This is a genomic window from Neogemmobacter tilapiae, from assembly GCF_014652215.1.
Classification (GTDB): Bacteria; Pseudomonadota; Alphaproteobacteria; order Rhodobacterales; family Rhodobacteraceae; genus Neogemmobacter; species Neogemmobacter tilapiae.
The window spans coordinates 221995-238919 of sequence record NZ_BMYJ01000001.1 but is presented as its reverse complement, the minus strand read 5'-3'; the positions used below and the strand labels follow the sequence as shown (position 1 = coordinate 238919).

At 62.4% G+C, this 16925-nt stretch carries 18 protein-coding genes; 6 read left to right on the top strand and 12 right to left on the bottom strand.

The window, feature by feature from the left end:
• Positions 1-13: 13 nt before the first annotated feature.
• From IE095_RS01290 to glmM, 4 genes are all read left to right on the top strand, one after another.
• Positions 14-640 (top strand): cell wall hydrolase, encoded by a 627-nt coding sequence (locus IE095_RS01290; protein WP_189409651.1) that lies wholly within the window; start codon positions 14-16, stop codon positions 638-640.
• Positions 641-757: 117 nt separating this feature from the next.
• Positions 758-1630 (top strand): dihydroneopterin aldolase, encoded by an 873-nt coding sequence (locus IE095_RS01285; RefSeq protein WP_189409649.1) that lies wholly within the window; start codon positions 758-760, stop codon positions 1628-1630.
• 45 nt (positions 1631-1675) lie between these two features.
• Positions 1676-2677, top strand: a complete 1002-nt coding sequence (gene folP / locus IE095_RS01280; RefSeq protein WP_189409648.1) for a dihydropteroate synthase — start codon at positions 1676-1678, stop codon at positions 2675-2677.
• Positions 2674-4017 (top strand): phosphoglucosamine mutase, encoded by a 1344-nt coding sequence (glmM, locus tag IE095_RS01275; RefSeq protein WP_189409647.1) that lies wholly within the window; start codon positions 2674-2676, stop codon positions 4015-4017. The genes folP and glmM overlap by 4 nt, the downstream gene beginning before the upstream one ends.
• Before the next feature lie 27 nt (positions 4018-4044).
• Here the strand turns inward: glmM and eda are convergent, their stop codons facing one another.
• Both eda and edd read right to left on the bottom strand, forming a co-directional pair.
• On the bottom strand, positions 4045-4686 hold the full coding sequence (gene eda / locus IE095_RS01270) for a bifunctional 4-hydroxy-2-oxoglutarate aldolase/2-dehydro-3-deoxy-phosphogluconate aldolase (protein WP_189409646.1): 642 nt from the start codon (positions 4684-4686) through the stop codon (positions 4045-4047).
• 63 nt (positions 4687-4749) lie between these two features.
• Positions 4750-6555: a phosphogluconate dehydratase gene (edd, locus tag IE095_RS01265; RefSeq protein WP_189409645.1), complete on the bottom strand. Its 1806-nt coding sequence runs from the start codon at positions 6553-6555 to the stop codon at positions 4750-4752.
• Between the two features lie 158 nt (positions 6556-6713).
• Here edd and IE095_RS01260 point away from each other — a divergent pair, with 158 nt between their 5' ends.
• Together IE095_RS01260 and IE095_RS01255 are read left to right on the top strand one after the other, a co-directional pair.
• Positions 6714-7946 carry an RSP_2647 family RNA methyltransferase gene (locus IE095_RS01260; RefSeq protein ID WP_189409644.1) on the top strand — a complete coding sequence of 411 codons (1233 nt, stop codon included), beginning with the start codon at positions 6714-6716 and terminating at the stop codon, positions 7944-7946.
• Positions 7943-8485, top strand: coding sequence for an RSP_2648 family PIN domain-containing protein (locus IE095_RS01255; RefSeq protein WP_189409642.1), 543 nt, complete (start codon positions 7943-7945; stop codon positions 8483-8485). Before IE095_RS01260 ends, IE095_RS01255 begins: the two co-directional genes overlap by 4 nt.
• Here the strand turns inward: IE095_RS01255 and IE095_RS01250 are convergent.
• The 10 genes from IE095_RS01250 to coxB all read right to left on the bottom strand — a co-directional run bounded on the left by IE095_RS01250 (position 8482) and on the right by coxB (position 16767).
• Positions 8482-9168: a M48 family metallopeptidase gene (locus IE095_RS01250; protein WP_189409640.1), complete on the bottom strand. Its 687-nt coding sequence runs from the start codon at positions 9166-9168 to the stop codon at positions 8482-8484. The genes IE095_RS01255 and IE095_RS01250 overlap by 4 nt on opposite strands.
• 39 nt (positions 9169-9207) lie before the next feature.
• Positions 9208-9798 (bottom strand): GNAT family N-acetyltransferase, encoded by a 591-nt coding sequence (locus tag IE095_RS01245; RefSeq protein ID WP_189409638.1) that lies wholly within the window; start codon positions 9796-9798, stop codon positions 9208-9210.
• 1 nt (position 9799) lies between these two features.
• Entirely contained in the window at positions 9800-11059 is a 1260-nt protein-coding gene (locus tag IE095_RS01240; protein ID WP_189409636.1) for a M16 family metallopeptidase, read from the bottom strand.
• On the bottom strand, positions 11056-12441 hold the full coding sequence (gene thrC, locus IE095_RS01235; protein WP_189410120.1) for a threonine synthase: 1386 nt from the start codon (positions 12439-12441) through the stop codon (positions 11056-11058). The genes IE095_RS01240 and thrC overlap by 4 nt, the downstream gene beginning before the upstream one ends.
• A 10-nt stretch (positions 12442-12451) precedes the next feature.
• The gene (locus IE095_RS01230) at positions 12452-13123 is read right to left on the bottom strand and encodes an SURF1 family protein (RefSeq protein ID WP_189409634.1); all 672 of its coding nucleotides are present in this window, start codon (positions 13121-13123) and stop codon (positions 12452-12454) included.
• Positions 13124-13192: 69 nt separating this feature from the next.
• Entirely contained in the window at positions 13193-14056 is an 864-nt protein-coding gene (locus IE095_RS01225; RefSeq protein ID WP_189409633.1) for a cytochrome c oxidase subunit 3, read from the bottom strand.
• A 27-nt stretch (positions 14057-14083) separates the two neighbouring features.
• A complete protein-coding gene (locus IE095_RS01220) occupies positions 14084-14650 on the bottom strand; it encodes a cytochrome c oxidase assembly protein (RefSeq protein WP_189409631.1) in 567 nt (188 codons plus the stop codon).
• A complete protein-coding gene (locus tag IE095_RS01215) occupies positions 14647-14859 on the bottom strand; it encodes a cytochrome c oxidase system small membrane protein (RefSeq protein ID WP_308428860.1) in 213 nt (70 codons plus the stop codon). The genes IE095_RS01220 and IE095_RS01215 overlap by 4 nt, the downstream gene beginning before the upstream one ends.
• Positions 14847-15785, bottom strand: a complete 939-nt coding sequence (cyoE, locus tag IE095_RS01210) for a heme o synthase (protein WP_189409629.1) — start codon at positions 15783-15785, stop codon at positions 14847-14849. Before cyoE ends, IE095_RS01215 begins: the two co-directional genes overlap by 13 nt.
• Positions 15786-15858: 73 nt before the next feature.
• Positions 15859-16767, bottom strand: a complete 909-nt coding sequence (coxB, locus tag IE095_RS01205) for a cytochrome c oxidase subunit II (RefSeq protein WP_189409627.1) — start codon at positions 16765-16767, stop codon at positions 15859-15861.
• Between the last annotated feature and the right edge of the window lie 158 nt (positions 16768-16925).

The following is a 16925-nucleotide window of genomic DNA, read 5'->3' as shown; positions in this document are numbered from 1 at the left end:
ACCGAGCATGTGAATGATCTTGAAAAGTGTGCGGGCAACCGCCGGGGCGATGGCCTTGGTGGCAGCGGCTGGTTTTTTCTCTGCGGCAGGGGCGTCGAAGGCACCGGCAGAGTGGCTGGATAGTGCCCAACAGAAGGTGGCTCTTCTGGCCGATGCGGCGGGGGACATGGTGGCCCCGCTGGTCTGGAAAGCCGCTGAGCAGAATCTGCGCTATGACGAGGCCTGGGTGAACAGCCTGCCCAAGGCAGAGGGCGACGAGGAATGGCAATGCCTGACCCAAGCGCTGTATTTTGAATCGCGGGGCGAGGAAATTGAGGGTCAGTTCGCTGTGGCGGAAGTGATCCTGAACCGTCGTGACAGTGCGCTGTATCCGCGGACGGTCTGCGGTGTGGTGCATCAGGGCGGTCGTGGAGCCTGCCAGTTCAGCTTTGCCTGCGATGGGCGGGTGAAGATGCGGGAAAAGGATGCGGCTTTGCAGGCCGGGCGGATCGCGCGGTTGATGCTGGACGGGGCAGAGCGGCGCCTGACCGATGGGGCGACGCATTTCCACACGAAACGGGTGCGTCCCGGCTGGAGCAAGCGTTTCCCGAAAACGGCGCAGATTGGTGCGCATCTGTTTTATCGCCAGCCAGGGGCGTGAGCGCGACACTCGGCTAAAAAGATGAGGGCGCTGAGGGCTGCTTTGCGTCGTATCCGGTGGTGACGCCGTTCTTTGGCTGCGCTACGAGGGTGGCGCAAGCAGGGGGCGGTGAGGGCCATGGATCAAAGCGGGGCCTTCGCCCATCCGGAAGATCGGCTGCCAGCCGCAGCCGACCGCATTTCGTTGCGCGATCATATCGTTAGCGCCGATATTGGGGCGTTTCAGGGCGAACGCGGGCGTCAGCAACGGTTGCGTTTCAATGTCGTTGTCGAACTGGCGGGCTATGATCAGCCGCTGGAGGATGACGTGGACCGGATCCTGTCTTATGACAGGATCACCGAGGCGATTGCGGCGGAACTGGCGGCGGGGCGTTTGAACCTGCTGGAGACCCTGGCGGAAGGGGTGGCTGCGCGGATTTTGGCGGAACCGCAGGCGCGTCGGCTGTTCCTGCGGATCGAAAAGCTGGATGTCGGGCCCTATGCGCTGGGGGTGGAGATTGAGCGGCGTAAGGGCGAGGCGGCATCAGCACCCGAGGAAGCGCCGCCCGCACCGCTGATCACCTATCTGGACAATGATACAATCGGCGCCGCCGATCTTTCGGCGCGGATTGATGCGCTGGTGGGGCAGGGTGCGCCTTTGGCCTTGTGCGTGGGGATGCCGGAGGGTTTGCGTCCGGTGACAGGAAATGCGCTGACGCAGCGGCGGGTCGATCTTTTGGCGATGGAGCAGAACGCTTGGGTTTTGGCCGCGCGGGATGGGCGTTGCGTGGTGGTGGAAAGCGCCACAGAAATTGACTGGGCCTTGCGGCGGGGGCGGGTGATCGTTTGGGCCCCGTCGAAACTGGTGCTGGACCATGCCGATGCGCCGAAAGGGGCGGATGGGCAGGAACTGGCACTTTGGCTGGCGGAACATCTGAAAGCGCGGGCTTTGGTCATTCACGGGCCTGTAACGCTGCGCGCGGAAAGCCGCGTGCCCTTTAGGGCGGCCTGATCCGGCGGGCTTGCCCGAAGCGGGCGAAGGGCCTAACCCGTGGCGATGGAGTATTTTCGCCCGATTCCAATCTGTGACGTGGCACGGCCCGAGGGAGCGCTGCCCTTGGCCGGGGGATGGTCATGGTTTTCGCAGGTAGAGCTTTTGCAGCGCGGGCAGGCACCGCGCATTTTGCCCGTGGCGGATTTGCCCGCTGAGTGGCGGGAGCGGTTGACGGCAAAGCGGGCGGATGTGGTGGGCCTGTCGATGGACGCGCCGCGTCTGATGGGCATTCTGAACGTGACGCCGGACAGTTTTTCCGACGGCGGGCGTTATCTCGATGCGGCCCACGCGGTGGGGCATGTGCTTGAACTGATCGGCGAAGGGGCCGAGATCATCGACGTGGGGGGCGAAAGCACCCGTCCCGGCGCGGCCTTTGTGCCCGAGGCTGAGGAGGTCGCGCGCATTCTGCCTGTGGTTCAGGCGGTGCAGGCTTTGGCCCCGGTCAGTCTGGACACACGCAAGGCTGCGGTTGCGAAGGCGGGATTGGCGGCCGAGGCCGCGATGGTGAATGACGTGTCAGCGCTGGGGCATGACCCGGCGATGGCAGGGGTTTTGGCGGCGGGTGATTGGCCGGTTTGCCTGATGCATGCGCAGGGCACGCCGCAGGATATGCAGGACGATCCGCGCTATGGCGATGTGCTGCTGGATGTTTATGACCATCTGGCCGAACGGATCGCCTTTGCCGAACAGGCGGGGATCGCGCGGGGCCGGATCATCGTCGATCCCGGCATCGGTTTTGGCAAGACGCTGGCGCATAATCTGGCGCTGCTGGAGCGGTTGTCGCTGTTTCACGGGCTGGGTTGCCCCCTTCTTTTGGGCGTGTCGCGCAAGCGGTTCATTGGAACCATCGCGCAAGAGGCCGACGCCGACCGTCGCGCGCCGGGGTCAGTGGCTGTGGCCTTGGCCGGGGTGATGCAGGGGGCGCAAATTTTGCGCGTGCATGATGTGGGAATGACGCGACAGGCCCTGCGCCTGTGGCAAGCGGTAACGGGGATGGGCCAATGACGCGCAAATTGTTCGGGACGGATGGGGTTCGGGGACGGGCCAACCAATATCCGATGACGGCGGAAATGGCCCTGCGTTTGGGCGCGGCGGCGGGGCGGTTTTTCCGACGCGAAGGCTCGGCGGCGCATCGGGTGGTCATTGGCAAGGACACGCGGCTTTCGGGCTATATGCTGGAAAACGCCCTGACGGCGGGGCTGACCTCGACGGGCATGAACGTCTTGCTTTTGGGGCCCGTGCCGACGCCTGCTGTGGGTTTCCTGACGCATTCCATGCGGGCCGATCTGGGGGTGATGATTTCCGCCAGCCACAACCCGCATCAGGACAACGGCATCAAATTCTTTGGCCCTGACGGTTTCAAGCTGTCGGATGAGGCCGAAGCGGAGATTGAGGCGCTGGTCGAGGGTGAGATGGCCTTGGCCGAGCCGGAACAGATTGGCCGGGCCAAGCGGATTGACGACGGGCGTTTTCGCTATGTGGAACGGGTGAAATCGACCTTCCCTTCGGGCCTGCGGCTGGACGGGTTGAAGGTGGTGATCGATTGCGCCAACGGGGCCGCCTATAGGGCTGCGCCCGAGGTGCTTTGGGAATTGGGGGCCGAGGTGATCCAGGTGGGGGTTTCGCCCAATGGCACGAACATCAACCTGAATTGCGGATCGACCCACACCCAGACGGCAGCCGAGGCAGTGGTGGCGCATGGGGCGGATATGGGGATTTGTCTGGACGGCGATGCCGACCGGGTGATGATTCTGGACCAGCGGGGCCAGGTGGCAGACGGCGACCAAATCATGGGGCTTTTGGCCAGCCGTTGGGCGGCTGAAGGGCGCTTGCGCGGCGGCAAGCTGGTGGCGACGGTGATGTCGAACCTGGGGCTGGAACGCTGGCTGGGCGGGCAGGGGATCGGGCTGGAACGCACCGCCGTCGGCGACCGCTATGTGGTGGAAACCATGCGGCGCGGTGGGTTCAATCTGGGGGGCGAACAGTCCGGCCATATCGTGATGACGGATTATGCGACGACGGGCGATGGGCTGATTGCAGGCTTGCAATTTCTGGCGGAAATGGTGCGGACGGGACAAACGGCTGATGCGCTGAGCCGCCAGTTCGTGCCCGTGCCGCAGATGCTAAAGAACGTGCGCTTTGGCGCGGGTATGACCCCGATGGAGGCGGCCGAGGTCAAGGCCGTGGTGGCCGAGGCCGAAGCGCGGCTGGTGGGTAAGGGGCGTTTGTTGATCCGCAAATCAGGGACAGAGCCCCTGATCCGGGTGATGGCGGAATGCGAGGACGATGCGCTGTTGACCGAAGTGGTTGATGGCATCGTTTCGGCGGTGCAGGCCGCAGTCTGATGGGGTTTGGACCGGCCTGCCGCGACGTTAGCGTGGCAAAGCCGCGGCGGCGTGGGCCAGTTCGGTGATGCGGGCCCAATCGCCCTTTTCCATCAGGCCCTTGGGGGCGACCCAGCTTCCGCCGACGCAGGCGACGTTGGAAAGGGAAAGGTAGCTTGCCACATTGTCGGGGCTGATGCCGCCGGTGGGGCAAAAGGTCATCTGCGGCAGGGGTGCGCCGAGCGCTTTCAAGGCCGCCGCACCGCCACTGGTTTCAGCCGGGAAGAATTTCGCCATGGTGAAGCCCTTTTCCAGCAGGGTCATAACCTCGGATGCCGTCACGGCCCCGGCCAGCAGGGGCAGACCTTCATCCTCACAAGCGCCGATCAGGCGGTCGGTCGCGCCCGGAGCCACGCCGAATTGCGCGCCAGCGGCTTTCGCGGCCTTGACATCGGCGGGGGTCAGCAGCGTGCCTGCCCCAACAACGCCGCCTTCAACCTCGGCCATCGCGCGGATCACGTCCAGCGCGGCGGGGGTGCGCAGCGTTACTTCCAAGGCGGGCAGGCCACCGGCGACCAAGGCTTTTGCCAAGGGTTTGGCATGGGCGACGTCATGGATGACAAGAACCGGAACCACCGGGGCCAAGGCACAGATTTCGCGGGCTTTCGCGCTTTGCTGTTCGGGGGTCATGGCGGTTCCTTTGGTTGTGTGGGTCTTGAAAGCGGTATGTCAGGCCGGATGAAAGGGCAAGGGTCAGACGACGACCGCCGCCCCGGCGCTGGCGGGGCCGACATTGCGGCGGAAGACATCGAACAATTCGCGGCCCATGCCGAAGGCGTTGGCGGTAAGGTCGGCCTGAACGGGCGTGCGGGCGTCAAAGCCGGGGGTCAGAATTTCCAGCGTGCCCTTGGTGGCATCGAGCCGCAGAATATCGCCGTCCTGCACGCGGGCCAAGGGGCCACCTGCCGCTGCCTCGGGACTGACATGGATCGCGGCGGGGACTTTGCCGGAGGCACCCGACATGCGGCCATCGGTGACAAGGGCCATCTTGTAACCCTTGTCCTGCAAGACCGACATCATGGGCGTCAGCGAATGCAGTTCCGGCATCCCGTTGGCCTGCGGCCCCTGGAAGCGGACCACGACGACCGTATCACCGGTAAACTCACCCGCCTTGAAAGCCGCTTTCACCGCCTCTTGCGTGTGGAAGACGCGGGCAGGGGCCTCGATCACATGGCGTTCGGGGGCCACGGCAGAAATTTTGATGATTCCCGTGCCCAGATTGCCGTTCAGCAGTTTCAACCCGCCCGTCGCCGCAAAAGGGGTGGCCGCAGGGCGCAGGATCTTGTCGTTCAGCGTATCCGCCGCGCCATCCTCCCAAACCAGCACGCCGTCGCGCAGTTTCGGTTCTTGCCGGTAATGCGACAGCCCTTCGCCCGCGATGGTTTTCGCATCGGGGTGCAAAAGCCCCTGATCCAGCAACTGCCCAATCATGAAGGACAGACCACCGGCCGCGTGGAAATGGTTCACATCGGCCAGACCGTTCGGATAGACCTTGGCCATCAGCGGCACGACGTCGGACAGGGCATCGAAATCGTCCAAAGTCAGGTCGATCCCTGCGGCGCGGGCCATCGCGGGCAAATGCAGCACAAGGTTTGTCGAACCGCCCGTGGCCATCAGCCCGACCACACCATTCACAAAGGCGCGTTCGTCCAGAATTTCGCCCGCCGGACGATAGTCATTGCCCAAGGCGCTGATATGCGCAGCGCGTTCGACAGCGGCCAGCGTCAAGGCGTCGCGCAGGGGGGTATTGGGGTTCACAAAGGAGGCGCCGGGCAGATGCAGACCCATGAATTCCATCAGCATCTGATTGGTGTTCGCCGTGCCATAAAAGGTGCAGGTGCCCGGCCCGTGATAGCTGGCCATTTCGGCGGCCATCAGCGCCTCTCGCCCGACCTCTCCATTCGCAAAAGCATTACGCACCTTGGATTTTTCATCGTTCGGCAGGCCAGAGGTCATCGGCCCAGCGGGCACAAACACCGCCGGAAGATGCCCAAAGGTCGCCGCCGCCATGATCAGGCCGGGAACGATCTTGTCGCAGACGCCCAGATAAAGCGACGAATCATAGGTGTTGTGCGACAGCGAAACACCTGCCGCCAAGGCGATCACGTCGCGGGAAAACAGCGACAGTTCCATGCCCGCGCGACCCTGCGTCACCCCGTCGCACATGGCGGGCACGCCGCCCGCCACCTGGGCCGTCGCCCCATGTTTCCGCGCCGCCTCACGGATCAGGGCGGGATAGGCCTCATAGGGTTGGTGCGCGGAAAGCATATCGTTGTAGGCCGTCACAATGCCGATATTCGGGGCGCGGTCGGCCATGAGCGTGGCCTTGTCCGCCCCCATCGCCGCATAGGCATGGGCCTGATTGCCGCAAGACAAATGCGCCCGCGCCGGACCTTCATCGCGGGCCGCCCGCATCCGCGCGAGGTAAGCGCTGCGCATGGGTTCGGACCTTTCGCGGATCCGGTCGGTCACGCGGTCAATCGTGGGGTTCAGCGACATGGGGCTTCTCCTGCGGTTCGCGGACAATGTAGCAGGGCCTGTTAGCGCTAACAAGTGATGAAGCGGCCTTGTCGGCGCATAAGTTGAAAATAGCCCTTTGCCGGGGGAAAACCAAGCAAGGGCTTTTCGGTTGCATCCATTGGCGCTATGGGCGGGGCATGAACGATCATGATCAGAATGGCGATGACGCCGCCCGCCCGAATGCGCGCCCCGTGGTGCGTTTGAAACCCAAGGCCGAGGCCCGGGCGATCCGGCACGGATTCCCTTGGGTCTATGCGGATGAGCTGGTGACGGACCGGCGGACTCAGGCGTTGCTGCCGGGGGCGCTGGCGGTGCTGGAGGATGTCGAGCGGCGGCCCCTGGGTCTGGTGACGGTGAACACCAAATCCAAGATCATCGCGCGGGTTCTAGACCGCAACCCGGACGCCGAGATCAACGAAGATTGGTTCGCGGCGCGTCTGCGGGTGGCTTTGGCCCTGCGGGAGCGGCTGTTTGATCAGCCGTTCTACCGACTGGTGCATGCCGAGGCGGATGGATTGCCGGGCATGGTGATCGACCGTTTCGGGCCAGTGGCCGTGGTGCAGCCGAATGCGGCTTGGGTGGAAATCCATCTGTCGGCGCTGGTGGCGGCGCTGAAATCGGTGACGGGCGTCGATACTGTTGTGAAAAACGGCACGGGCCGTTCGCGGGGGCTTGAAGGTTTGCCCGAGGAAACCGTGGTGCTGGATGGTTTGGTCGGCGGGCCTGTGCCCGTGCCGATGAACGGGGCCACATATATGGCCGACCTGTTGGGCGGGCAGAAGACGGGGCTGTTTTACGATCAGCGGCCGAACCATGCGCTGACGGCGCGTTTGGCCAAAGGCGCGCGGGTGCTGGACATGTTCAGCCATGTGGGCGGCTTTGCCTTGGCGGCTTTGGCGGGCGGGGCGAATTCGGCGCTGGCCGTCGATGCCAGCGCGCCCGCGCTGGAACTGGCGCGGCGGGGGGCAGAAGCCAGCGGTCTGGCCGATCGTTTCGACACGCGGCAAGGCGATGCGTTTGAGGTGCTGGAGGCTTTGGCGGCGGAAGGCGCGGAATTCGATCTGGTGATCTGCGATCCACCGGCCTTTGCGCCTGCGAAACCGGCGTTGGAGGCGGGGTTGCGGGCCTATGAACGGGTGGCGCGACTGGCGGCTTTGCTGGTTGCACCGGGGGGCTATCTGGTCTGCTGTTCCTGTTCCCATGCGGCGGATCTGTCCTCGTTCCGCAATGCCAGTGCGCGGGGCATTGGGCGGGCCGGGCGGCGGTCGCAACTGATCCACACCGGCTTTGCCGGGCCGGACCATCCGATCCTGCCGCAGCTGGCCGAAGGCGGTTATCTGAAATCGCTGTTCTTCCGGCTGGACGGTTGAAAGTCGTCTTAGACGCCTGCGTTCTGTATCCGCCGCTTTTGCGGGGGATCTTGGCGGGCGTGGCGGCTGAGGGTCTGTATCAACCTTTGTGGTCGGACCGCATTCTGGAAGAATGGGCGCGGGCGGTTCGAAAGCGCGGGCCTTTGGATGAGCAAGAGGCGCGGCAGGATGCGGCGCGGCTGAACGCGGCCTTTCCACGGGCGCTTTTGCCTGCGGCACCTGGCGTGGAACAGCGGCTTGTCCTGCCCGATATGAACGATGCCCATGTTCTGGCCGTGGCGATTGCGGGCCATGCGGATGCGATATTGACCTATAATGCCGCTGATTTTCCGCGTGGACTGCTGGCCAGTGAAGGCGTGGAACGGCGTGATCCGGATGGGTTTCTGTGGGAATTGTGGTCTGGCGCGCCGGATCAGGTGAACGCCGTGTTGGAACGCGTGCGGGCGGCGGCCAGTGCAAGGGCGGGGGAGGAGGTGGGTCTGAAAGGCCTGCTGAAACGCCTGCGTTTGCACAAATTGGGCAAGGCGGTCGGGGCCTAGGCCTTGATGCCCCAGCGCCTTTCGCGCGCGTCGACTTCTGCGATCCGGGTTTCGGGTGCGGGGTGGCTTGCGGCCCAGGCGGGTGGCCTTGCATTGCCCGTAAGACTGCCCAGTTTGCGGAACATCGACTTTTGCGCCTCGGTCCCGATGCCGGATTTCAGCATCAGGGCTGTCGCATAGGCATCGGCCTCATGTTCCGCCTTGCGCGACAGATGGGCACCGATGGCTTGCGTCAAGATTCCTGCGATCCAGAAGCCCACGAAGGGCACGAACCGCAAAAGCACGACTTGCAACACCATAAAAAGGGCGCTTTGCCCCGTCATGTCGATCATCCGTTTGCGGCCATGCCCTAGGGCCACATGGCCCAATTCATGCGCAACGACGCCCGCCAGTTCATCGGCGGAAACCTTGCCCGAACGATAGGCCTGCATGAAACCGCGTGTGATATAGACCTGTCCATCAGGGGCGGCCAAGGCGTTGATCGGATCCACCTCATAAATCCGCACGGGAATGGCGGCGATATCCATCGCTTCAGCCAAAAGCTGGACACGCGCCATCAGATCGGGGTCGTCCATCCGGCGGCTGTTGTCTTTCAGATGCTGCAAGGTCGCCGCCACCTTCATCGGGTGGGTCACAAGGGCGATTGCCACCGTCGCAACAAGGGTCAGGATCAGCCAAAGCATGGGTCTAAGATGGGGTTTGCTGCGCCAAAAGAAAGGGCCTTAGCCCACATCCGTTCGGCCCCGCCGATCACCCCGAAGATTGGCGTAAAGCACATGGTTGCGCCAGCGGCCGTTGATTTGCAAATAGCTTTGCGCCACACCTTCGTATTTGAAGCCGCATTTTTCCAACACACCCCGGCTGGGGGCGTTTTCCGGCAGGCACGCAGCCTCAATCCGGCTGAGGTCCAGTGCGGTAAAGGCATGGTGGACGACGCCCAGGATCGCTTCGCGCATAAAGCCTTGGCGGGCAAAGGGCTGGCCGATCCAATAGCCCAAAGTCCCCGCCTGCACCGGGCCACGGCGGATGTTGTCCAAGGTGATCGCCCCGATCAGTTGATCATCGGCGCGGCGGATCATCATCAGGGGCAGGGCGGTGCCTTGCTGTTCGGCGCGGGTTGCCCAATAGACGCGGTTGGTAAAGGATTTGCGCGACAGATGGTCGTTGGAGCGCGACGGTTCCCATGGAATCAGGAAATCGGCGGAATGGTCGCGCAAAGAGGCCCAATCATTGAAATCGCCATGATCGGGCAGGCGCAGCGTCATGCGCTGCGTTTCGATCCGAAGACGGGTGACGCGGCGAAGACCCAGCATGTCACGCGGCCAGCCGCGCCTTGATCAGATCAAGGTCAGGGGCCTTTTCAACCGGCCCATAAAGCGCCAGCGCCGAACCTGCGGACAGCAAGGCCCCGGCATAGGCGCGCACCTGTTCGACACCCACCGCGTCAATCTTTTCGACCGCCTCAGAGATGTCGGGGATACGCCCCCAGATCGCCAGCAGGCGTGCAATGCGTTCGGCGCGGCTTGAGGGGCTTTCCAACCCCATCAGCATCCCCGCCTTGATCTGCGCACGGGCGCGGGCCACTTCGGCCTCGGACATATCCTCGGCGGCGCGTTTCAGTTCGTCCAAGGTCAGTTGGGTCAATTCTGCGACCTCTTCCCCCGACGTTCCCGCGTAAATCGTCATTTGCCCGGTATCTTCATAGGCCGCAGCCTGCGCAAAGATCGTGTAGCAAAGCCCACGTTCCTCACGGATTTTCTGGAATAGGCGCGAGGACATGCCGCCGCCCATCGCCGTGGAATAGACTTGCGCGGCATAGACATCGGGGGCGCGATAGTTCGGCGCATCAAAGGCCAGCGCAAAATGGGCTTGTTCCAGATCTTTGACCGTCCGCCGTTCGCCCCCGGCAAAGCGGGCGGGGGCCAGACCGGGTTGCGCCTTGGGCTTCAGATCGCCAAAGATTTCCTTCACCTGCGCAAGGATCGTGTCGTGATCGACCCCACCCGCTGCCGCGACGATCATCTGACCGGGACCATAGTTTTCCGCAACAAAGCGTTGCAGGTCCGCCTTTGTGAAACCCGCGACGCGTTCCTCTGGCCCAAGGATCGTGCGGCCAAAGGGTTGGTCGGGATAGGACACCTCTTGCAGCCAGTCAAAGATGATGTCGTCGGGCGTGTCCAAAGCCTGCCCGATTTCTTGCAGGATCACATGGCGCTCGGTTTCGATTTCTTTTTTCGCAAAGACCGGGTTCAGCACGATGTCGGAAATCACATCCAAGGCCAGCGCGACATCGCCAGACAAGACGCGGGCGTAATAGGCGGTCATTTCTTTCGACGTATAGGCGTTGATATAGCCGCCCACATCCTCGATCGCTTCGGCAATCTGCAGGGGGCTGCGGGTTTTCGTGCCCTTAAAGGCCATATGTTCCAGAAAATGCGCGATGCCGTTTTGCTCGGCCGCCTCGTGCCGCCCACCGGCCAGAACCCAGACGCCAACGGACGCCGACAAAAGCCCCGGCATATGTTCGGTCACGACCCGCAGGCCGTTGGGCAATGTATCCAGACGGATGGTCAACGGGCAATCCTTTCACGAACCAGCGCCTGCAAGGCGGCAAGGTCATTCGGCACGCGGGTCACGCGTTCGGGTTTGGTCATCATATCGGCCATGCGGGGCGGAAGGGCGGGGCGCAACCCGCTGGCCTGTTCCACCGCATCGGGGAATTTCGCAGGGTGGGCGGTAGCCAAGGTGATCATCGGGGTTGCACCCAGATGATCCTGCGCCACATAGACGCCCACGGCCGAATGCGGGCAAAGGAGTTCCGCACTGTCGTTCAGGGTCTGGCGGATGGTGTCTTGCGTTTCGCTTTCGGAACAGCGGCCCGACGCAAAGGTCGCGCGCAGCGTTTCCAGCGCGCCTTGGGAAATGTGGAACGCGCCCGCTTTCAGATCGTCCATCAGTGCGGCAATCGCCTTGCCGTCGCGACCATAGGCATCGAACAGCGCGCGTTCAAAGTTGGAAGAAACCTGAATATCCATCGAAGGGCTGATCGAAGGAACGACGCCATCGGGGCGATAATCGCCCGTGGAAAGCGCGCGGTGCAGTATGTCGTTTTGGTTCGTGGCAATCACCAGCTTTTCAATGGGCAGGCCCATCTGGCGGGCAATATAGCCTGCGAAGATGTCGCCGAAATTGCCGGTGGGCACAGTGAACGACACCTTGCGATGCGGCGCGCCCAGCGAAACGGCGGCGCTGAAGTAATAGACGACCTGCGCCAGAACCCGCGCCCAGTTGATCGAATTGACCCCCGCCAGCCGCACACCATCGCGGAAGGCAAAGTCGTTGAACATATCCTTCAGCCGCGCTTGGGCATCGTCAAACGTCCCGTCAATCGCCAGCGCATGGATGTTCGCGGCATCCGGTGTTGTCATCTGCCTGCGCTGCACTTCCGAAACGCGGCCATGGGGGAACAGGATAAAGACATCGACGTTCGCCAGACCCTTGAACGCCTCTATCGCCGCCGAACCCGTATCGCCGCTGGTCGCCCCCACGATGGTGATCCGTTCGCCCGATTTCGCAAGGGCCGCCTGCATCATCTGGCCGATGAGCTGCATGGCAAAATCTTTGAAAGCCAGCGTCGGGCCGTGGAACAGCTCCAGCAGGAAATGGTTCGGCGCCAATTGTTTCAGCGGCGCGCGGGCCATGTGGCCGAAACCTGCATAGGCCTTGGCAATCAAGCCCTTGAATTCGGCATCGGTGAAAAGATCCCCGATATAGGGGCGCATCACGGCAAAAGCGATATCCTCATAGGATTGCCCCACCAGTGCGGCGATTTGGTCCGGTGAGATATGAGGAATCGTCTCGGGCACATAAAGCCCACCATCACGGGCAAGGCCCGTCATCATCGCTTCGCCGAAGGTCAGGGAAGGGGCCGCGCCCCGGGTCGAGATGTAACGCATCATACCGCCGTCAATTGATCCGCAAAGCCATACGCCGAAGCCAGAAGACTGTCATCCCCAACCAGACAAGCGCCAAGGAAAACCATGTCATGGCGTATTGGAAATGGTTGTTCGGCACCGACATCGTATCGACGGGAACGGGGGAAACACCCTCACCCGTGTCGGTGAAGGCCACGATCAGCACCGGTTCCGTGTTCAAAGCCTTGGCCATCGTCACCACATCGCGGGCGAACCAGAGGTTTTCGGTCAGGTTCGGGGCGGGGGTATAGCTGTCGGCATCGTCGGGCCAAAGCAGGTTGCCGCTGATTTCGGTGACACCTGCGCCGGTTCTTGGCGTCTTGCGTTCGGCATCGGGGACAAAGCCACGGTCCACCATCACCCGCCGCCCCTCCTCGGTTTCAAAGGGGGCGATCACGCGGAAACCGGGGCCGACCAGTTTCTGGCCGGACATGACGTCCAGATGCCCCGGCAGGAAACGGCCCGTCAGCGTGACCGTCTGATAATTGTCGCGAGTCTTTTCGGGCGTTTCGGGCAGGGGGATAGGCGGGCCACCGATGCGGGCCGCCATGGCTGCCAGAACGGTTTCCTTCCATTCCAGCCTCTGCAATTGCCAGACGCCCAGCCCAATCAGCACAGCCGCGCCGCAAAGGCCGAACAGCAGGGGAAGGATCAGACGACGCACGGTGGCCCTTTCAACGCAAGACGCGGGGTGTTTGACCACCCCGCGCCCGAAAGTTCAAGACATCGTAGATCAGCGGCCCCAGACGTAGATCGAGGCGAAAAGGAACAGCCAAACCACGTCGACAAAGTGCCAATACCAAGCGGCAGCTTCAAAGCCGATATGGCGTTCTGGCGTGAAATGGCCCTTCAATGCGCGGGCCAAGCAGATGGCCAGAAAGATCGTGCCCACCAGAACGTGGAAACCATGAAAGCCGGTCGCGAGGAAGAAGGTCGACGGATAGATCGAGTTTTCAGCGACCGCATCCTTGCCCAGCGTAAAGGCGGCATGGCTGTATTCGTAGATCTGGAAGACAGTGAAGATCAGGCCCAGAACAATCGCCAAGATCAAGCCGTTGACCAGATCCTTGCGGTTATTCTCATGCGCCAGCGCGTGGTGCGCCCAAGTGGCGGCACAGCCCGAGCACAGCAGGATCAGAGTGTTGATCAGCGGCAGGTGCCAGGGGTCAAAGGTTTCAATCCCCACCGGCGGCCAGACGCCGTCAATCGCCGGGCTTTGCGGCCCCATCGGATAGAGCGCGTTTTTGAAGAAGGCCCAGAACCATGCCACGAAGAACATCACTTCGGACATGATGAACATGATGAACCCATAGCGCAGGCCGATCCGCACCACCGGGGTATGATCGCCGGCCTGGCTTTCTGTCACCACATCCGACCACCAGCCGAACATGACATAAAGCACCATCAACAGGCCGATGAGGAACCATTTATAGGCCAGAACAAACCAGACGATGCCGGTGACCTCTTGCCCCTCGGCGGGGGACCAATGCATCCCGGCCACGGCCCCGGCCAGCATCACGATGGCGCTGATCGCCCCCGCGAAGGGCCAAATCGACGGTGGCAAGACGTGATAGTCGTGGTTCTTGGCATGAGCCATGGCGGTTTCCCTCGGTCTTTGTCTTGTTCAGTTTACCGCGCCCGGCTTGACCGCTTCAAGCGCGGCCTGCGTGTCGGGCAGGGCAGTTTCGTAGAAAGTGTAGGACAGCGTGATCTCGGGGACATAGCGCCCCTCGGGGTCTTTGACGATTTCTGGGTCAACGTAAAAGCTGACTGGCATTTCGACGGTCTCACCGGGTTGCAGAACCTGTTCGGTAAAGCAGAAACAGTCGATCTTGAAGAAAAAGCCGCCCGCCGCATCCGGCGTGATGTTATAGCTGGCCGTGCCCGCAATCACCCGGTCGGTCGGGTTGTGCGCGGTGTAATAGGCCAGCGCCGTTTCACCGATCCGCAGTTCCATGGTGCGGACCACGGGCTTGAACTCCCACGGCATCCCGCCATCGACAGTGCCGTCAAAGCGGATGCGGATGGTCTGATCCAGGATCGTGTCCGAACCTTCTTCGGCGACCATCGTGGTGCCGCCAAAGCCGGTGGTGCGGCAGAACCAGTCATAGAAAGGCACGGCGACGAAGGACAGCGAAAGCATGGTGGCGACAAGGGCCACAAGCCAGATGGCGGTTTTCTTTGGCGTCATGGTTGCGCCCCTTTGATCGGGCCGGTGACGCCTTGGGTTTGCCCGGACATCGCCGCCATCGGATCGCCGCCCGTCACCTTGACCACGGTCAGCGCAAAGACCAGCGCCACGAAAGCGGCCAGCGACAGGCCAAGCCCCAGATTGCGGCCAAAACGGCGTTGGTGCAGTTCATGGGGTTTGGGAAAATGCGCCACGATCAGCCCCACCACGCCATGGGCCAACGGGTGCCCAGCAACATATCCAAGGCCAGCGCGCCAAAAGTCAGAAAGACGTAGGACAGGGAAAAGCGGAAGACCTGCTTTTCAACACGGTAGCTGTCCGCCTCGGCCGTGGCCTCATCCCGGTGCCAGATTTTCCAGCCGCCGAAAACAAAGATCGCGTTCAGGATCAGCGTCACGCCCAGCGTCACCCAGCCCCCGATGCCCGACAGGGCCAGCGCCAGCGAAAAGGGGATCAGCAGGATCGTATAGGCCAGAACATGGGCACGGGTCGCCTTGCGGCCGTGCGTCACGGTCAGCATCGGCACCCCGGCGCGACCGTAATCATCCTTCATGAACAGCGCCAAGGCCCAGAAATGCGGCGGCGTCCACATAAAGATCACGGCGAACATCAGCAGGCTTTCGATGGAAACCCCGCCCGTGGCGACCGCCCAGCCGATCATGGGCGGAAAGGCCCCGGCGGCGCCGCCGATCACGATGTTTTGCGGCGTCAGGCGTTTCAGCCAGACCGAATAGACAACCACGTAGAAGAAGATGGTAAAGGCCAGAAAAGCCGCCGCGAACCAATTCGCCGCCAAACCCAGCATCGCCACCGAAAGCCCCGAAAGCGCCAGACCGAAACCCAAAGCCTCACCCGGTGCGACCTTGCCCGAGGGGATCGGGCGGCCCTGCGTGCGGCGCATGATGGCGTCGATGTCGGCATCCCACCACATATTCAAAGCACCCGAGGCACCGCCGCCAAGCGCGATGAACAGGATGGAAGCAAAGCCCACCACCGGATGCACGGGCACGGGGGCCACGATCAGGCCCACCAAAGCGGTGAACACCACCAGCGACATCACGCGCGGCTTCAGCAAGGCGAGGAAATCGCCAAAGCCTGCCTCGCCGGTTTGCTGAATGGCCTGGGTCTCGCTCATCCCTGGGGTCCGATCATCTGGGTCATGCACAAAGGCCGCCGATAGCCCGGCGGCCTTGATTGGCCTTGCGGCCTTAGTTCGCGGCGACTTCAGTCGTGCCGTCAAGCAATGCTTGGCTCAGAACCACATCACCGGCCTTGGCCGACTCCAGCCAGCGGTCATAAACCTCTTGCGAGACGACTTTAACGGTGATCGGCATATAGGCATGGGCCTGGCCACAGAGTTCCGAGCATTGGCCGAAATAGATGCCTTCGGTTTCAGGCTTGAACCACAGATGCGCCAGACGACCGGGAACAGCATCCTGCATCACGCCAAAGGCCGGGATCTTCCACGAATGGATCACGTCGACCGAGGTGACCTGCATCACGATGGTCTTGCCGACGGGCACGACAACGGCAGTGTCGGTGGCCAGCAGGAATTCCTTGTTGGTGTAACCCGCATCGGCCAGTTGCTTTTCAACCTCGGGCGTCAGGCGGAAGGTGCCGCCATTGGCCGGAGCGCCGATCATGTTGCTGTCAAAGGACACGCCTTCAACATCAACATATTCATAGGACCAATACCACTGGTTACCCGTGACCTTGATGGTGATGTCCGCCTGCGGGATTTCCTGTTGGCGAAAGAGTTGCGGCAGGGAAAACGCGCCGATCACCACCAGAATGACGATAGGGATCAGGGTCCACATCACCTCAAGCGGCGTATTGTGCGTGAATTTTGCCGGCTTCGGATTGGCGCGCTGGTTGAAGCGCAGGATGGCGTAGATCAGCAGGCCGGTCACGAAAAGGGTGATCACGGTGATGATGATCAGGATAAAGTGATCCAGCCAATGGATGCCTTCGGCCAGCTCGGTCCCGGCGGGCTGAAAGCCCATCAACTTGTCCTGCGGCGCGCCAATGATGGGCAGGCTTTGGGCAATGGCGGCACCGGCGACGAAAAGGGCGGTGGCCCCGGCCGTCAAACCCGAAAGAACGCGGAAGGTTTTCATCTGGCTATCCCGTGTGGCTTGGTGGCCTTGCGGCCCGGTCGTTCAGGGGCTGCCGTTTGTCACAGCAGAATCCCGTTGTTTCTGCCGCTGGTGAAACCATATTAGGCAAGCCGCGACAAGCGAAACTGTGACGTAGATAGCTTGGATTGCGCCAGATC

Excerpts from the sequence above, each read along its gene's own strand:
- thrC (WP_189410120.1), bottom strand. The coding sequence starts at position 12,441 with ATGCGTTACATCTCGACCCGGGGCGCGGCCCCTTCCCTGACCTTCGGC.
- coxB (WP_189409627.1), bottom strand. The coding sequence starts at position 16,767 with ATGAAAACCTTCCGCGTTCTTTCGGGTTTGACGGCCGGGGCCACCGCC.
- IE095_RS01245 (WP_189409638.1), bottom strand. The coding sequence starts at position 9,798 with ATGCTGGGTCTTCGCCGCGTCACCCGTCTTCGGATCGAAACGCAGCGC.
- cyoE (WP_189409629.1), bottom strand. The coding sequence starts at position 15,785 with ATGAGCGAGACCCAGGCCATTCAGCAAACCGGCGAGGCAGGCTTTGGC.
- IE095_RS01260 (WP_189409644.1), top strand. The coding sequence starts at position 6,714 with ATGAACGATCATGATCAGAATGGCGATGACGCCGCCCGCCCGAATGCG.
- IE095_RS01285 (WP_189409649.1), top strand. The coding sequence starts at position 758 with ATGGATCAAAGCGGGGCCTTCGCCCATCCGGAAGATCGGCTGCCAGCC.
- glmM (WP_189409647.1), top strand. The coding sequence starts at position 2,674 with ATGACGCGCAAATTGTTCGGGACGGATGGGGTTCGGGGACGGGCCAAC.
- folP (WP_189409648.1), top strand. The coding sequence starts at position 1,676 with ATGGAGTATTTTCGCCCGATTCCAATCTGTGACGTGGCACGGCCCGAG.
- IE095_RS01225 (WP_189409633.1), bottom strand. The coding sequence starts at position 14,056 with ATGGCTCATGCCAAGAACCACGACTATCACGTCTTGCCACCGTCGATT.
- edd (WP_189409645.1), bottom strand. The coding sequence starts at position 6,555 with ATGTCGCTGAACCCCACGATTGACCGCGTGACCGACCGGATCCGCGAA.
- IE095_RS01220 (WP_189409631.1), bottom strand. The coding sequence starts at position 14,650 with ATGACGCCAAAGAAAACCGCCATCTGGCTTGTGGCCCTTGTCGCCACC.
- eda (WP_189409646.1), bottom strand. The coding sequence starts at position 4,686 with ATGACCCCCGAACAGCAAAGCGCGAAAGCCCGCGAAATCTGTGCCTTG.
- IE095_RS01290 (WP_189409651.1), top strand. The coding sequence starts at position 14 with ATGATCTTGAAAAGTGTGCGGGCAACCGCCGGGGCGATGGCCTTGGTG.
- IE095_RS01250 (WP_189409640.1), bottom strand. The coding sequence starts at position 9,168 with ATGCTTTGGCTGATCCTGACCCTTGTTGCGACGGTGGCAATCGCCCTT.